We start from the raw sequence: 13,964 nt of genomic DNA, 5'->3' as shown, positions 1-13,964 counted from the left end.
CCTTGTCCGTCAAAGCTATTCAACAGCCTGCCAGTCAACAGCCGTGCCATTTCACATGCAGTGGGTATGCCGGGTGGCTGGTTTCACGTGGAACCTGGCCACCCGGCATACGGGCCCTAGATGTCCAAGAACCGGACGTCGCGGGCGTTGCGCTGGATGAAGCCGCGCCGGGACTCGACGTCCTCGCCCATCAGGATCGCGAAGATCTCGTCGGCGGCAGCCGCGTCGTCGAGGGTGACCTGGAGGAGCACCCGGTGGTCGGGGTCCATCGTGGTCTCCCACAGCTCCTGGTAGTCCATCTCGCCCAGACCCTTGTAGCGCTGGATCCCGGCGTCCTTCGGCAGCCGCCAGCCCTGGCCGAGCCCGGCCTGGACCATGGCGTCGCGCTCCCGGTCGGAGTAGGCGAACTCGTGGGGGTGGTTGCTCCACTTGAGGCGGTAGAGCGGCGGCTGCGCGAGGTAGACGTAGCCCTCCTCGATCAGCGGGCGCATGAACCGGAAGAGCAGCGTCAGCAGCAGGGTCCGGATGTGCAGGCCGTCGACGTCGGCATCGGCCATCAGCACGATCTTGTGGTAGCGCGCCTTGGTCTTGTCGAAGTCCTCGCCGATGCCGGTGCCGAACGCCGAGATCAGCGCTTGGACCTCGTTGTTGGCGAGCACCTTGTCGATGCGGGCCTTCTCGACGTTGAGGATCTTGCCGCGGATCGGCAGGATCGCCTGGTTGTGCGGGTTGCGACCGCGCACGGCCGAACCGCCGGCCGAGTCGCCCTCGACGATGAAGACCTCGGAGATGGCCGGGTCCTTGCTCTGACAGTCGCGCAGCTTGCCGGGCAGGCCGCCGGACTCGAGCAGGCCCTTGCGACGGGTCGCCTCACGCGCCTTGCGGGCGGCCATCCGAGCAGCCGCGGCCTGGACCGACTTGCGGACGATGTCCTTGCCCTCGACCGGGTGTGCCTCGAGCCAGTGCCCGAACTCGTCGGTCATGGCGCGCTGCACGAAGCCCTTGACCTCGGAGTTGCCCAGCTTGGTCTTGGTCTGGCCCTCGAACTGCGGCTCACCCAGCTTGACCGACACGACCGCGGTCAGGCCCTCCCGGATGTCGTCGCCGGTGAGGTTGTCGTCCTTGTCCTTGAGGAGGTTCTGCTTGCGCGCGAAGTCGTTGATGAGCTTGGTCATCGCCGCGCGGAAGCCCTCCTCGTGGGTGCCGCCCTCGTGTGTGTTGATCGTGTTGGCGTAGGTGTGCACCGACTCGGAGTAGGAGGTGGTCCACTGCATCGCGAGCTCGAGGCTCAGCTGGCGCTCGGTGTCCTCGGACTCGATCGAGATGATCTCGGCGTGCACCGGCTCGGACTTCTTCGAGGCCACCAGGTGGTTGACGTAGTCGACCAGACCGTTGTCGTACTTGTAGGAGACCTTGCGGGCCTTGCGCTCCGAGGCGTCGACCGTCTCGGCGTCGTCAGCAGCCCGCTCGGGCTCGCGCTCGTCGGTGAGGTTGATCCGCAGGCCCTTGTTGAGGAAGGCCATCTGCTGCATCCGCGCCCGGATCGTCTCGAAGTCGTAGGTGGTCGTCTCGAAGATGCCACCGTCGGCCCAGTAGGTGATGGTCGTGCCGGTGCGGTCGGACGCCTCCATCTTCTCCAGGGGGGCGACCGCCTCACCGTGGTCGAAGGTGACCCGGAAGACGTGCCCCTTCTGGAAGACCTCGACGTCGAGCCGGGTCGACAGCGCGTTGACCACGGAGGAGCCGACGCCGTGCAGGCCACCGGACACCTTGTAGCCGCCGCCGCCGAACTTGCCACCGGCGTGCAACTGGGTGAGCACCAGCTCGACCGCGGACTTGCCCTCGGCCGGGTGGATGTCGGTGGGGATGCCGCGGCCGTTGTCGGCGACCCGCACCGCACCGTCGGCCATCAGCGTGACGTCGATGGTGTCGGCGAACCCGGCGAGCGCCTCGTCGACCGAGTTGTCGACGATCTCCCAGACGAGGTGGTGCAGCCCGCGCTCGCCGGTGGACCCGATGTACATGCCGGGGCGCTTGCGAACGGCCTCGAGGCCCTCGAGGACGGTGATCTGGCTGGCGTCGTAGTCAGACCCGGGAGCGGCACCGGCGAGATCGGCCTCGACGACCTCGCGAGCAGCCTCGGCCTGCGCCGCTGTGAGGTGCTCGGTGGTCGACTGGTCGGGGGCGCTGGCTGCGGAGTCGCTGCCTGTCTCGGGGGTGGTGCTGTCTGCCGTGGTGCTGTCTGCGGGGGCGTTCTGGTCTGGCGTGTGGTCAGCCTCGGACACGGTGCTCCTTCTCCGGTGGCACAGCGAACGAGGGAGGTGTCCCCTGGTGGTCGCTGAACCCGCTCATGGCACGCGACCAGGACTGGTTGACCAGCTGGTCGCGAATTCACCCATGAGTCTACCTGTCACCGGTGTCAGATCTCGCGTCAGGAGGCCCGGGAACGTGGATTTGAGACAAAAAAGTGCCCGCTCACGGGTGGGGATACGTCGCCCACCCCCTGAGCGCCCGATTCTCGCGTTTCCGACCGGCCGGGACAGCTGCCCGGGCGACGGGCTCCCGCTCAGTCGCCGAGGGTGCGCTGGAGCAGGTCACGCACCGGTTCGGGTATGCCGTGTTCGGGCAGCGTGACCTCCTCACCTTCGGGCGGGCAGGCCACGTGGTAGGTGAACGCGTCGGGGATGGGGCGCGACGAGGGTGTGGCCGCCAGCTGCTGCAGGCCGTGGCCGGCCAGCAGCTGGCGCCAGCCCTGCGCGTCCTCGTCCGGCAGGTCGTCCAGGGCGACGGTCCGGGCCCTGCGCAGCCCTGCCAGACCACCCGTCCGGCGGACCTGGACCTGGGTCCCAGCCCGCGGCGCACCGCCGCCAGCGCTTCCGGGCTCGTCAGGGTCGTCGAGGTCAGCGAAGCGGTCGCCACCCGAGCCGGTGCTCGAAGCCCGGCTCTCGCCCCCAGAGCCAGCGGTGTCGAGCACGCCGACCTGCTCCCAGGCTGTCTGGACGGCGCTCACCTGGGGTGAGCCCGCGGCATACCTGCCCTCGGCAGCAGCGACCGTGAGCCGCGCGAAGGCCGCGAAGTCGGCCGTGGCCGCGAGCTGGCCACCCGTGAGCACGTCGAACCAGACCTGTCCGGCGCCCTCCCACGCGTTGCCGCCGATCGTCGTCGCGGCGAGGTAGAAGGCGTGGTTGGGGATGCCCGAGTTGAGGTGCACGCCGCCGTTGTCGTCGGTGGTCTCGACGTAGCCGGCCATCGTCGCGGGCTGCGGGTCCTTGCCGAGGGTGGGGTCGTCGTAGGCCGTGCCGGGCGCCTTCATCGACCGCAGCGCGACCCCCTTGACCTGGGCCGTGAACAGGCCCGCACCGATCAGCCAGTCGGCCTCGGCCGCGGTCTGGCCGAGCGCGCGTTGCTTGACCAGCGACCCGAAGACGTCGGAGAGGCTCTCGTTGAGGGCACCGGACTGGCCTTGGTACTCCAGCGCGGCGGTGTGCTCGGTGACGCCGTGGGTGAGCTCGTGCCCGATGACGTCGACCGCGATGGTGAACCGGTTGAAGACCTTGCCGTCGCCGTCGCCGAAGACCATCTGGGTGCCGTCCCAGAAGGCGTTGTCGTAGCCACTGCCGTAGTGGACGGTGCCGAGCAGGGGCAGGCCCTGCCCGTCGAGGGAGTCACGACGGTAGACCTCGTCGTACAGGCTCCAGGTCTGACCGAACCCGTCGTACGCCTCGTCGGTGGCGGCATCGCCGGTGGCCGGCTGGCCCTCCGTGCGCACGGTCGTGGCCGGGGTGGTCTCACGCCCCTGGGCGTCGGCGATGGTGCGCTGCGGGCCGGTGCCGTCGTCGGCGTGCGGGGCAGCGAGCCCGCCTTGGTGCTGGACCGGATGGTCCGTGGTCGAGGAGGTGCGGGGGGCCCGCGCGGAGCGGTGGCTGCGCAGCGAGTGGTCGCGCTCGAGCGAGTGTCGGGCGCGCTCCGCGACCGCCTCGTCGGGGTGACCGGTGAGGGCGTCCAGCAGGTAGGGCGGGACGATCGAGCACACGCCTCGGCTGGGTCGTCCGGTCATGGATCCATAGTGCGCCGGGGCGCCGACACCCGCCTCCCGGGGAAGCGTGGGGGTTCAGCGGCCAGCTCCCTTCGGGAGGCTGTCGATTTCCGGTGGTCAGGCCTGCGACGAGGGTGGACACTGCCAAGAGGAAGTCGTTGCAGGGGACGCGAGCGCTTGGCTGCTGCTCGTCCAGGGAGGCTGCGAATGACTACATCAGCAGGGGCGACGCCCGGGGCCGGGCCGGCCGAGACGGGGGCGCCGGCCAGAACGCCGGACCTCGCGGCTGAGCTGCAGGAGGCCCGCAACCAGCTCGCGGCGGTCAACGAGGTGCTCTCGGCGGTCGGACGCTCCGCGGGGGACCCCGACATGGTCCTCACCACGATCGTCGACAGCGCCCGGAGACTGTGTCGCTCGGATGCCGCCCAGCTGTGCCTCCTCGACGACCACCGGGTCTTCCAGCTGATCAAGGCGGTGGGCATCAGTGAGGAAGCGATCACCTACATCGCGGAGCACCCGTTGCCCATGGACCGGGACACCCTGATGGGGAGGGTGGGGCTGGACCGCAGACCCCAGCAGATCGAGGACGTCGTGGCCGACCCTGAGTACGGCCGCCTCGACCTCCAGCGGGTTGCGGGGTTCCGGACGACCATGGGCGCTCCCCTGATCGTCGACGACGAGGTCGTCGGGGCGATGGTGCTGTGGCGCAACCAGGTCAGCCCGTTCGCGGAGAGCGAGATGACCATCGTGACGGCCTTCGCCGCACAGGCGGCCCTGGCCATCAACTCGGTCCGACTGGTGCAGGAGCTGCAGGCAGGCCGGGCCGAGCTGGCCGAGGCCAGCCAGCACAAGTCGGAGTTCCTGGCGAGCATGTCGCACGAGCTCCGCACCCCGCTGAACGCGGTCATCGGCTTCTCGGAGGTCCTGCTCGAGCGGATGTTCGGCGACCTCAACGAGCGGCAGGAGGACTACTTGCGCGACATCCTCAGCTCGGGCCGGCACCTGCTCGCCCTGCTCAACGACGTCCTCGACCTGAGCAAGGTCGAGGCCGGCCACATGGAGCTCGACCCCACCGAGTTCGCCGTCGCCGAGACGGTCGACTACGCCCTGTCGATGGTTCGGGAGCGGGCGGTGGCCCACGGCATCATCCTGAGCCGAGACGTGGGGGCCGGGGTGGACGTGGTGCGAGCCGACGAGCTCCGGATCAAGCAGGTTCTGCTCAACCTGCTCAGCAACGCGGTGAAGTTCACGCCCGACGGCGGCAGGGTCGAGGTGCGCGCCCGAGGGGGAGCCGTCGACCTGGAGATCACCGTGTCGGACACCGGCATGGGCGTCGACCCCGCGGACCAGCAGCGGATCTTCGACTCCTTCCAGCAAGGTGGCCGGGCGGCGCGCCAGGTCGAGGGCACCGGCCTCGGGCTCACCCTGACCAAGCGGATCGTCGAGCTCCACGGTGGTCGGCTGTGGCTCAACAGTGAGGTCGGGCATGGGAGCACCTTCGGCTTCTCGATCCCCCTCGACCGAAGCGCCGGCGCCGCGGTGGGCCTGCCGGGCCGGGCCGCCCAGACCGACGACCGTCCGGTGGTGGTTGTCGTCGAGGACGACCGCAGCTCGGCGGAGCTGATGTCGCTGCACCTCGAGGCTGCTGGGCTGCGCCCCGTGACCGTCCCCAACGGAGCCGACGGCCTGACGGCGGTCCGTGACCTGTCCCCGGCCGCGGTGATCCTCGACATCCGGCTGCCCGGGATGGACGGCTGGGACGTCCTGGGCGCGATCAAGGGCGACCCGCACACGGCGGCCACCCCCGTGGTGGTCGTCTCGGTCATCCACGAGCGCGGCCGCGGCTTCGCGCTCGGTGCCTCCGACTACCTCGTCAAGCCGGTAGCGCGGGACGACCTGCTCGCGGCGCTGCGCCGCCTCGTCGACCTGCCCGTCGACCGGGCCACACGCAAGGTGGCCGTCTTCGTCGACGACGACCCGCTCGCCCTCGAGCTGGTGCGCCTCGCCCTGGAGCCGGCCGGTTGGATCGTGCACACCTGCACCACCGCGGCGGTCGCCATGACCCTGATCCGGACCCACGATCCGTCAGTGGTCCTGGTCGACCTGCTCATGCCGGAGACCGACGGCTTCGAGGTGGTCGACATCCTCCGCAGCGACCCGCAAACGGCCTCGCTGCCCGTGGTGGTGCTCACGGCCAAAACCCTCACCCCCCGTGACCGTGCGCTCCTCGACGGTCGCATCGACTTCGTCATGTCCAAGAGCACCGTCGACCTCGGCCTGTTGGCCGAGCGGCTGGCCCAGATCACGTCGGCGCCGGTCAGGGCCCGCGGCAAGGAGGCGGGATGACGAACTCCGTGGTCCTCCTCGTCGAGGACAACGAGCGGAACCTCAAGCTGGCCAGGGACGTGCTGGAGTATGCCGGCTTCACCGTTCTCGTCGCGATGACGGGTGAGGAGGCGGTGGCCAAGGCTCGGGTGGCTTCGCCCGACCTCATCCTGATGGACCTCCAGCTGCCCGGGATCGACGGGCATGCGGCCCTGTCGCTCCTCCGCGACGATGCGCGGACCTCCGAAATCCCGGTTGTGGCGCTCACCGCGTTCGCGATGGCGAAGGACCGGGCCCGCGCGATGGCGGCCGGGTTCGACGGGTACCTGGAGAAGCCGATCGACGTGCGACGTTTTCCCCACCAGGTGCGCGAGCACCTCAGAACGGAGGGCCCCCGATGAGGACCGACGACGCGGTGATCCTGGTCGTGGACGACCTGCCCCAGAACGTCAAGCTGATGGACGCAGTCCTCAGCCCGCGCGGCTTCGTCGTCCACACCGCCACCTCGGGCGAGGAGGCGCTCACGTGGCTGTCGACCCGGGTCCCCGACCTCGTGCTGCTCGACATCCTGATGCCCGGGATCGACGGCTACGAGACCTGCCGGCAGATCCGCGCCAACGAGGCCACCTCCTACCTGCCCGTGGTGATGGTGACCGCCAGTGGCCAGGAGCAGAAGCTGCGCGCCATCGAGGCGGGCGCGGACGACTTCGTCACCAAGCCGTTCGAGCAGGCCGAGCTGTTGGCGAGGGTCCGCTCACTCGTCCGGGTGAAGCGGTACCACGACACCATCGAGCGGCAGGCCGCTGAGCTCGCCGACTGGAACAGGGAGCTCGAGGCCAAGGTGGCGGCGCAGGTCACCGAGCTCGAGCGGGTCGGCCGCCTCCGCCGCTTCCTCTCTCCGCAAGTGGCGGGGCTGGTCGTGGAGAGCGGGGACGACACCTTCCTCGAGAGCCACCGCAGCGAGATCACGGCCGTCTACTGCGACCTGCGTGGCTTCACCAGCTTCGCGGAGACCGCCGAGCCCGAGGAGGTCATGTCGGTCCTGCGCGAGTACCACGAGGCGCTGGGCGACCTCGTCTTCCGGTTCGAGGGAACGCTCGAGCACTTCGCCGGCGACGGTCTCCTCGTCTTCTTCAACGACCCGATCCCGTGTCCGGACGCTCCCGAGCGCGCGGTGCGGATGGCGGTGGCCATGCGCGGCCGGGTGGCCGAGCTCGCCGACGGTTGGAAGCGCCGCGGTCACGAGCTCGGCTTCGGCGTCGGCATCGCCCAGGGGTACGCCACCCTGGGCCGGGTCGGCTTCGAGGGGAGGTACGACTACGCCGCCATCGGCACGGTGACCAACCTCAGCGCCCGGCTGTCGGGCATGGCCGCCGCGGGTCAGATCCTGGTGACCCAACGCGTGGTGACCGGAGCATCCGAGGTGGCCGTGACCAGGTCACTCGGACCCATGGAGCTGCGCGGGATCACCCGCCCGGTCGAGGTCTTCGACGTGCTCGGACTCGACGCCGCGCGGACGGCACCGTGATGGCCACCGACGTCTCACGCCCGCTGGCCGAGCTGAACGAGGAGGAGCGCAACGCGGCATACGACAGGCTGCAGGGCCGGCTCCCCACGGTCTGGCGGTCGATGCGCCTCAACGAGCCCGGTGAGTCGGTCGTGGTGGTGCCCTCGGTGTCCCTGGACCGCGTCACGGCCAAGGCGGGCGCCATCAACCAGGCGATGGAGGAGCGCTACCTCTTCCTGCTGCTCCTCCTGCGGCAACCTCGCCTGCGCATGGTCTATGTGACCTCGGGGCCGATCGACCCGGCGATCGTGGAGTACTACCTCGCCCTCCTGCCGGGGGTCATTCCCAGCCATGCCCGCGCCAGGCTGTCGCTGGTGTCGGTGGGCGACCTCACGCCGCGCCCCCTCACCGAGAAGTTGTTGGAGCGGCCCCGGCTGCTCGCCGACATCGCAGACCTCATCCCGGACCGAGGTCGCTCGCACCTGGTTCCCTACACGACCACCACCATCGAGCGGGACCTCGCACTCGAGCTGGGCATCCCCATGTACGGGGCGGACCCGAGACACTTCGCCCTGGGGACGAAGACCGGGTGCCGACGCCTGTTCGACGAGGCGGGGGTGGACTACCCCGCTGGCTTCGAGGACCTCCGTTCGATCGACGAGATCGTGGACTCCCTCGCGGAGCTACGCGCTCGCAGACCCGGGGTCGAGCAGGCCATGGTGAAGCTCAACGAAGGCGTGGCGGGTGCGGGCAACGCCCTCGTCGACCTGGCCGGGCTCCCGGCTACGGGGTCTGCGGCCGAGCGCTCTGAGCTCGAGGGCCGGGTGCGGATCATGGAGCTCGAGGGCAAGGCCGTCACGCATGACCTGTACTTCGCCAAGTTCGCGGAGCGGGCCGGCATCGTCGAGGAGCGGATCACCGGCGACGAGGTGCTCAGTCCGAGCGTCCAGCTCCGGGTCACCCCGCTCGGCGAGGTCGAGGTCCTGTCCACCCACGACCAGGTGCTGGGGGGCCCGACAGGCCAGTCCTACCTCGGCTGCACGTTCCCCGCCGATCCGGCGTATGCCGGCACCATCACGGAGCAGGCACGGGCCGTGGGTGCGCGGCTGGCGGAGCTCGGGGTGCTCGGACGGTTCGCGATCGACTTCGTGGTGGTACGCAAGGGCGCCCGGTGGGAGTCGTTCGCCATCGAGGTCAACCTGCGCAAGGGCGGGACGACGCATCCCTTCCTGACCCTGCAGTTCCTGACCAATGGTCGGTACGACAGCCAGACCGCGCTGTTCACCACTCCGGCCGGCCGCGAGAAGCACCTCGTGGCCACCGACCACCTCGAGGACCCGAGCCTGCGAGGACTTCGCGTCAACGACCTGTTCGACGTCGTGGCCCGCACAGGACTGCACTTCGACCCCGCCAGCCAGACGGGCGTCGTGTTCCACATGATCAGCTCCGTCACCGAGGCCGGTCGGGTGGGGATGACCGCCGTGGGCGACACCGCAGCCAAGGCTCAGGAATGCTACGACCGGGCGGAGCGGATCCTCCTCTCCGAGGCCCGCTCCGCCGCCACCCCCAGATCTCTCCCCTGAGGAGGTGGCCCTGAGCGCGTCATGAGCTCAGGCAGCGATCGTGGTGGCGTGCCGCAGTGCCTCGACGACGACCTGGTGCCAGTTCAGCTGGGTCAGGTCGGTGCGGCAGGACGAGCTGCCGCAGTCACAGGACCACATCCACCGGCCTCGCACCTTCTGGATGACCGGGTGGTGGTGGGCGAGGTCGGGGTGGTGCCGACGGTTTCTGCTGGTGACCGTGGTGTTCATGACCGCCTCCTTCGTCCGTCCTTCCCGGCGGTGCCGGGTGGTCACTCCACCGTCGCGGCGGGGAGCCCGCCAGTCTGTGCACCGGCGAACGGAGCGGGTGTGCTCGTGGTGACACACGGAGAACACCGGTGGCGCGCCCCGCCGCATGTGGTGCACTGAGTCATGGAGTGGCAGCTGCTTCGCGACCTGAGTGACGCAGAGCGCCGGCAGGTCCTGGCAACTGCACGGCGCCGCCAGTTCAAGCGCGGCGAGATCCTTTTCCACGAGGGCGATCCCGCAGACACGGTGCACTTCATCGCGGAGGGACGGGTGATGGCCCGGCGTACCTCACCGATGGGTGACTCGGTGGCCTTCCGGGTGATCGGCCCCGGGCGCGCGCTCGGCGACGTCGCGCTGGTCTCCTCGGCCCGACGCCGCAGCTCGACCGTGAGTGCCCTGGAGCCCACGACGACCCTCAGCCTGACCTTCGCCGAGTTCGCCCAGCTCTGTGAGGCGCATCCCGGGATCCAGACCCTGCTGGCAACCCTGCTCGCCGCGCGGGTGAAGCGCTTGTCCGACCACCTGCTCGAGGCCCTCTTCCTGCCCACCGACCGGCGAGTGGTGCGCAGGATCCTCGACCTGTGCGAGCAGTACGAGACCGGGCCCGACCGTCGCGTGGTCATCCCACTAACCCAGACGGACATCGCCGAGCTCGCCGGCGCAACCCGTCCCTCGACCAACCGGGTGCTGCGGGCCCTGGAGACCGAGGGACTGGTCCAGCTGCGCCGCGGACAGGTCGAGGTCGTGGATCGTGCCGGCCTCACCCGCAAGGACCGGTGACCAGGACCAGTCGAAAGGCGCTCGAGACGTCAGAACTCGACTACCTGACGGACGGCACGGCCGGCCGCGAGCTCGTCCATCGCAGGGTTGAGGTCGTCGAGCCCGATCGTCGACGACACGAGCGCCTCGACGGGGAGTCGGCCCGCACGCCACCACTGGGCGAACACGGGGATGTCGCGAGCGGGCACGGCCGACCCCAGGTAGCTGCCGATGACGGTCCGGGCTTCCGCCACCAGCGAGAGCGGTGAGATGGCAGCGCGGGCATCGGGGTGTGGCAGCCCGACGGTGACGGTCCTACCTCCGGGAGCAGTGGCAGCCACGGCTGCCTCGAACGCCCGGGCGTTGCCGGCCGCCTCGACAACCACGTCGGCGCGAGCACCCTGGTCTCCTCGCGACAGCGCGTCGGCCAGCTCGTCGGGTTTGAGCGCGCGCGTCGCACCGAGCTCGAGGGCCTGGTGTCGCTTGCTCTCCAGCCCGTCGACCGCCACCACGTCACCGACTCCGAGGGCGACGGCGGTCAACAGGGCAGCCATACCGACCCCACCCAGCCCGACCACCATGACCGACTGCCCGGACTCCGGCGGCGCCGCGTTGAGCAGTGCACCACCGCCGGTGAGCACCGCACACCCGAGCACCGCTGCCACGGCTGGAGGCACGTCGTCGTCGACAGCCACCACGGACCGGGTGTCCACCACCGCATGCGTCGCGAACGCGGACACCCCCAGGTGGTGGTGCACCGGTATGCCGTCGCGCGACAGCCGGCGTCCGCCGCCGAGCAGCTCGCCGGCGGCGTTGCTCACCGAACCGGGACCACACGGCATACGGCCGCCCGTGGCGCAGCCGGCGCACTCGCCGCACCGGGGCAGAAATGTCATCACGACACGCTGGCCCACGACGAGGTCGGTGACCCCGGGGCCGAGCAGCTCGACGCGACCGGACGCCTCGTGCCCGAGCAACATCGGGACCGGACGCGCGCGGTTGCCGTCGACGACCGACAGGTCGGAGTGACAGACCCCCGCGGCCTCCATCCGCACGAGCACCTCGCCCGCAGCAGGAGGGGCAAGCTCCAGGGTGCTGAGGGTGAGCGGTCGGCTCTGCGCGAAGGGGGAGGCGCGACCGACCTCCTCGAGGACGACTCCGCTGATCTGCATCAGCGTGCAGCCGTCACCGAGCGGCCACGGCGGACTCGAGCAGCTCTCGCACCGAAGACGGGATCGGCACGCTGACCCGCGAGTCGCGGTCGATGTAGACGTGCACCCAATGGCCCAGGGCGGCGAGCTCATCGGACCGTCCGTCGAACAGGCCCAGCGCATAGGTGATGCTGCTGCGGCCCAGGCGCTCCACCCGGACCGCGACGTCCAGCGAGTGTGGGTACTCCAGCTCGCGGAAGAAGCGACAGCCGGACTCCGCGACCACGCCGAGCTCGGGCAGCGCCATCACGTCGACCTCGGCACCGGTGATCAGCCAGCCGTTGATCGCCGAGTCGAACAGCTCGTAGTAGACGGCGTTGTTGAGGTGCCCGTACATGTCGTTGTCCGACCAGCGGGTCGTCACCCGCACGACGTGGTCGAAGTGCGCGGGGGTCAGGGTGCACGGGTCAACCGCGTCGGCCGTCATGGCCCGATCCTAGAGATGGGTCGCCGGCAGGGCTCAGCCGTAGGTGTCGCGCGGGCCGGGACCGCTGGACCGACGGAAACCCTTGGACCACGACGGCGCGCTCGGGCCGACGATCTTGAGCGCGGTCACGGTGCCCTTGCCGACCTCGCCCTCCAGCCTCTCCATGATCGAGGACTCCAGGAGCTTGAGCTGGGTGGCCCAGGCCGTCGAGTCGGCGCGCACCGTGAGGACGCCGTACTCGAAGGTCACCGGGATGCAGTGCTGGGCGACCTCCTGCCCGACGATCTGTGGCCACCGTCCCATCACCGACCCGACTGCGACGTCGACCTTCCAGCCCCGATCTGCCATCAGCCGGTCCATCTGGTCGCCGAGCAGCAACGGGTCACGGCGGTCGGGTTTCGACCCGGACGACTGGACGCCGATCTGCCTGCGGCGCATGGGTTTCAGGCCTGGCCGCAACCCCTTCTCCCGGGCGGCCGCCCTCGCCCGTGACAGGGCGGCCTCGGCTGCGTCGTCGACCAGGTCCGAGGGGTCGGGTTCGACACCAGGTGCCGGTTCGCTGCCCGGCTCCAGCTGGGGTTCGGCGCCCAGGTCCAGGCTGGGGTCGAGGCTGGGATCGCCTCCGTCGGGTGTCCCGTCATCAGGCACGCAAGGTCACCTCCCCAAGGCTGACTGAAAATGTCTGTCCCACAAGGCTTTTCGGCACATCAGCATCCACCGCGGCGGTAATGAGCACCTGCTCGCAGTCGGCGACCATGGCCGCCAACCGCTCGCGGCGGCCGGTGTCCAGCTCGGCGAAGACGTCGTCGAGGATGAGGACCGGGTCCTCGCCCAGGTCGTGCCGCAGCAGCTGGTAGGCCGCGAGCTTGAGCCCCAGCGCGAACGACCAGCTCTCACCGTGGCTGGCATAGCCCTTGGCCGGCAGCTCACCGAGCGACAGCACCAGGTCGTCGCGGTGCGGACCGGCGAGCGAGATGCCGCGCTCGATCTCCTTTTCGCGTGAATCCTCAAGCGTGGCAAGGAGTTCGGCACGAAGCGCGTCGATCTCCGGGACCTCACCGGCAGCCAGGGACGCGGCCGCTGCCTCGCGCAGCGAGCTCTTGTAGGAGACCCGCGCGTCGGACTGACCGGCGCTCACCTCGTCGTAGGCCTTGGACAGGTAGGGACCCAGGTCGCGCAGCAGCCGCAACCTGGCGTAGAGCAGCTGGGACCCGACAGTGGCGAGATGGTCGTTCCAGATGTCCAGCGTGTGCAGGGCCGTGGCACGAGCGTCGTCCACCGGTTCGTCGGGGGGGCGCGAGGGTGGCCGGCGTCGAGATCCCTTGCGCAGCAACGGTTGCGCCGACTTGAGCAGGGCGTTGCGCTGCTTGAGGATCTTGTCGTAGTCGCCGCGCACCCCGGCCCAGCGGGGCTGGCGGGCGACGAGCAGGTCGTCGAGGAACCGGCGCCGCTCCGACGGGTCGCCCTTGACGAGGGCGAGGTCCTCGGGGGCGAAGAGCACTGTGCGCAGGGTGCCCAGCACGTCTCGCGGTCGCGACACCGGCGAGCGACCCAGCCTCGCCCGGTTGGCCCGGCCGGGGTTGAGCTCCAGCTCGAGCATCGTCTCGCGCCCGTTGCGCATCACCGCCCCGCGGATCACCGCCTGCTCGGCACCGAACCGCACCAGCGGCTGGTCGGTGGACACCCGGTGGCTGGACAGGGTCGCCAGGTAGCCGATGGCCTCGACAAGGTTGGTCTTGCCCTGGCCGTTCAGGCCGACCAGCGTGGTGACGCCCGGTTCGAGCGGGAGCTCGGCGCTGGCATAGCTGCGGAAGTCGGCGACCGTGAGGTGCCGGACGTACACGGGCTC

The 13,964-nt window shown here is 70.0% G+C and carries 12 protein-coding genes; 5 read left to right on the top strand and 7 right to left on the bottom strand.

All coding sequences use genetic code 11. From position 1 onward, the window contains the following. Nucleotides 1–116: 116 nt before the first annotated feature. Together gyrB and EAH86_RS10125 are read right to left on the bottom strand one after the other, a co-directional pair. Complete coding sequence (gene gyrB / locus EAH86_RS10130) at nucleotides 117–2,285, bottom strand: DNA topoisomerase (ATP-hydrolyzing) subunit B (protein WP_140740021.1); 2,169 nt, start codon at nucleotides 2,283–2,285, stop codon at nucleotides 117–119. Between the two features lie 281 nt (nucleotides 2,286–2,566). Beyond that, the gene (locus EAH86_RS10125; protein WP_140740018.1) at nucleotides 2,567–4,057 is read right to left on the bottom strand and encodes a protealysin inhibitor emfourin; all 1,491 of its coding nucleotides are present in this window, start codon (nucleotides 4,055–4,057) and stop codon (nucleotides 2,567–2,569) included. A 186-nt stretch (nucleotides 4,058–4,243) separates the two neighbouring features. On the opposite strand from EAH86_RS10125, the gene EAH86_RS10120 reads away from it, so the two are divergent. From EAH86_RS10120 to EAH86_RS10105, 4 genes are read left to right on the top strand one after another with little or no spacing between them, the layout of a single operon-like run. Then, the gene (locus EAH86_RS10120) at nucleotides 4,244–6,382 is read left to right on the top strand and encodes a response regulator (protein WP_140740015.1); all 2,139 of its coding nucleotides are present in this window, start codon (nucleotides 4,244–4,246) and stop codon (nucleotides 6,380–6,382) included. Then, the gene (locus EAH86_RS10115; RefSeq protein WP_140740012.1) at nucleotides 6,379–6,762 is read left to right on the top strand and encodes a response regulator; all 384 of its coding nucleotides are present in this window, start codon (nucleotides 6,379–6,381) and stop codon (nucleotides 6,760–6,762) included. The genes EAH86_RS10120 and EAH86_RS10115 overlap by 4 nt, the downstream gene beginning before the upstream one ends. Then, nucleotides 6,759–7,889, top strand: a complete 1,131-nt coding sequence (locus EAH86_RS10110) for a response regulator (protein ID WP_140740009.1) — start codon at nucleotides 6,759–6,761, stop codon at nucleotides 7,887–7,889. Before EAH86_RS10115 ends, EAH86_RS10110 begins: the two co-directional genes overlap by 4 nt. Beyond that, a complete protein-coding gene (locus EAH86_RS10105) occupies nucleotides 7,889–9,451 on the top strand; it encodes a peptide ligase PGM1-related protein (RefSeq protein WP_140740006.1) in 1,563 nt (520 codons plus the stop codon). The genes EAH86_RS10110 and EAH86_RS10105 overlap by 1 nt, the downstream gene beginning before the upstream one ends. Nucleotides 9,452–9,478: 27 nt before the next feature. Here the strand turns inward: EAH86_RS10105 and EAH86_RS10100 are convergent, their stop codons facing one another. After that, the gene (locus EAH86_RS10100) at nucleotides 9,479–9,679 is read right to left on the bottom strand and encodes a hypothetical protein (RefSeq protein WP_140740003.1); all 201 of its coding nucleotides are present in this window, start codon (nucleotides 9,677–9,679) and stop codon (nucleotides 9,479–9,481) included. Nucleotides 9,680–9,841: 162 nt separating this feature from the next. Between EAH86_RS10100 and EAH86_RS10095 the strand changes: the two genes are divergently transcribed. After that, nucleotides 9,842–10,498: a Crp/Fnr family transcriptional regulator gene (locus tag EAH86_RS10095; protein ID WP_140740000.1), complete on the top strand. Its 657-nt coding sequence runs from the start codon at nucleotides 9,842–9,844 to the stop codon at nucleotides 10,496–10,498. Nucleotides 10,499–10,527: 29 nt separating this feature from the next. On the opposite strand, the gene EAH86_RS10090 is transcribed toward EAH86_RS10095, so the two are convergent. The 4 genes from EAH86_RS10090 to recF are packed head-to-tail and all read right to left on the bottom strand — an operon-like array spanning nucleotide 10,528 to nucleotide 13,958. Beyond that, entirely contained in the window at nucleotides 10,528–11,649 is a 1,122-nt protein-coding gene (locus tag EAH86_RS10090) for a zinc-binding dehydrogenase (RefSeq protein ID WP_140739997.1), read from the bottom strand. Between the two features lie 13 nt (nucleotides 11,650–11,662). Next, nucleotides 11,663–12,115, bottom strand: coding sequence for an acyl-CoA thioesterase (locus EAH86_RS10085; protein ID WP_140739994.1), 453 nt, complete (start codon nucleotides 12,113–12,115; stop codon nucleotides 11,663–11,665). Nucleotides 12,116–12,148: 33 nt separating this feature from the next. Then, entirely contained in the window at nucleotides 12,149–12,763 is a 615-nt protein-coding gene (locus EAH86_RS10080; protein ID WP_241668309.1) for a DUF721 domain-containing protein, read from the bottom strand. Continuing rightward, on the bottom strand, nucleotides 12,756–13,958 hold the full coding sequence (gene recF, locus EAH86_RS10075) for a DNA replication/repair protein RecF (RefSeq protein WP_140739991.1): 1,203 nt from the start codon (nucleotides 13,956–13,958) through the stop codon (nucleotides 12,756–12,758). The genes EAH86_RS10080 and recF overlap by 8 nt, the downstream gene beginning before the upstream one ends. Between the last annotated feature and the right edge of the window lie 6 nt (nucleotides 13,959–13,964).

Source organism: Pedococcus bigeumensis (assembly GCF_006438965.1).
In the GTDB taxonomy this organism is placed as follows: domain Bacteria; phylum Actinomycetota; class Actinomycetes; order Actinomycetales; family Dermatophilaceae; genus Pedococcus; species Pedococcus bigeumensis_A.
Note: the sequence above shows the minus strand (reverse complement) of the source record. Positions and strands in the feature narration are given on the sequence as shown.

Coding starts and splice junctions, on each gene's coding strand:
- EAH86_RS10125 (WP_140740018.1), bottom strand. CDS start 4,057: ATGACCGGACGACCCAGCCGAGGCGTGTGCTCGATCGTCCCGCCCTAC.
- EAH86_RS10120 (WP_140740015.1), top strand. CDS start 4,244: ATGACTACATCAGCAGGGGCGACGCCCGGGGCCGGGCCGGCCGAGACG.
- EAH86_RS10115 (WP_140740012.1), top strand. CDS start 6,379: ATGACGAACTCCGTGGTCCTCCTCGTCGAGGACAACGAGCGGAACCTC.
- EAH86_RS10110 (WP_140740009.1), top strand. CDS start 6,759: ATGAGGACCGACGACGCGGTGATCCTGGTCGTGGACGACCTGCCCCAG.
- EAH86_RS10105 (WP_140740006.1), top strand. CDS start 7,889: ATGGCCACCGACGTCTCACGCCCGCTGGCCGAGCTGAACGAGGAGGAG.
- EAH86_RS10100 (WP_140740003.1), bottom strand. CDS start 9,679: ATGAACACCACGGTCACCAGCAGAAACCGTCGGCACCACCCCGACCTC.
- EAH86_RS10095 (WP_140740000.1), top strand. CDS start 9,842: ATGGAGTGGCAGCTGCTTCGCGACCTGAGTGACGCAGAGCGCCGGCAG.
- EAH86_RS10090 (WP_140739997.1), bottom strand. CDS start 11,649: ATGCAGATCAGCGGAGTCGTCCTCGAGGAGGTCGGTCGCGCCTCCCCC.
- EAH86_RS10085 (WP_140739994.1), bottom strand. CDS start 12,115: ATGACGGCCGACGCGGTTGACCCGTGCACCCTGACCCCCGCGCACTTC.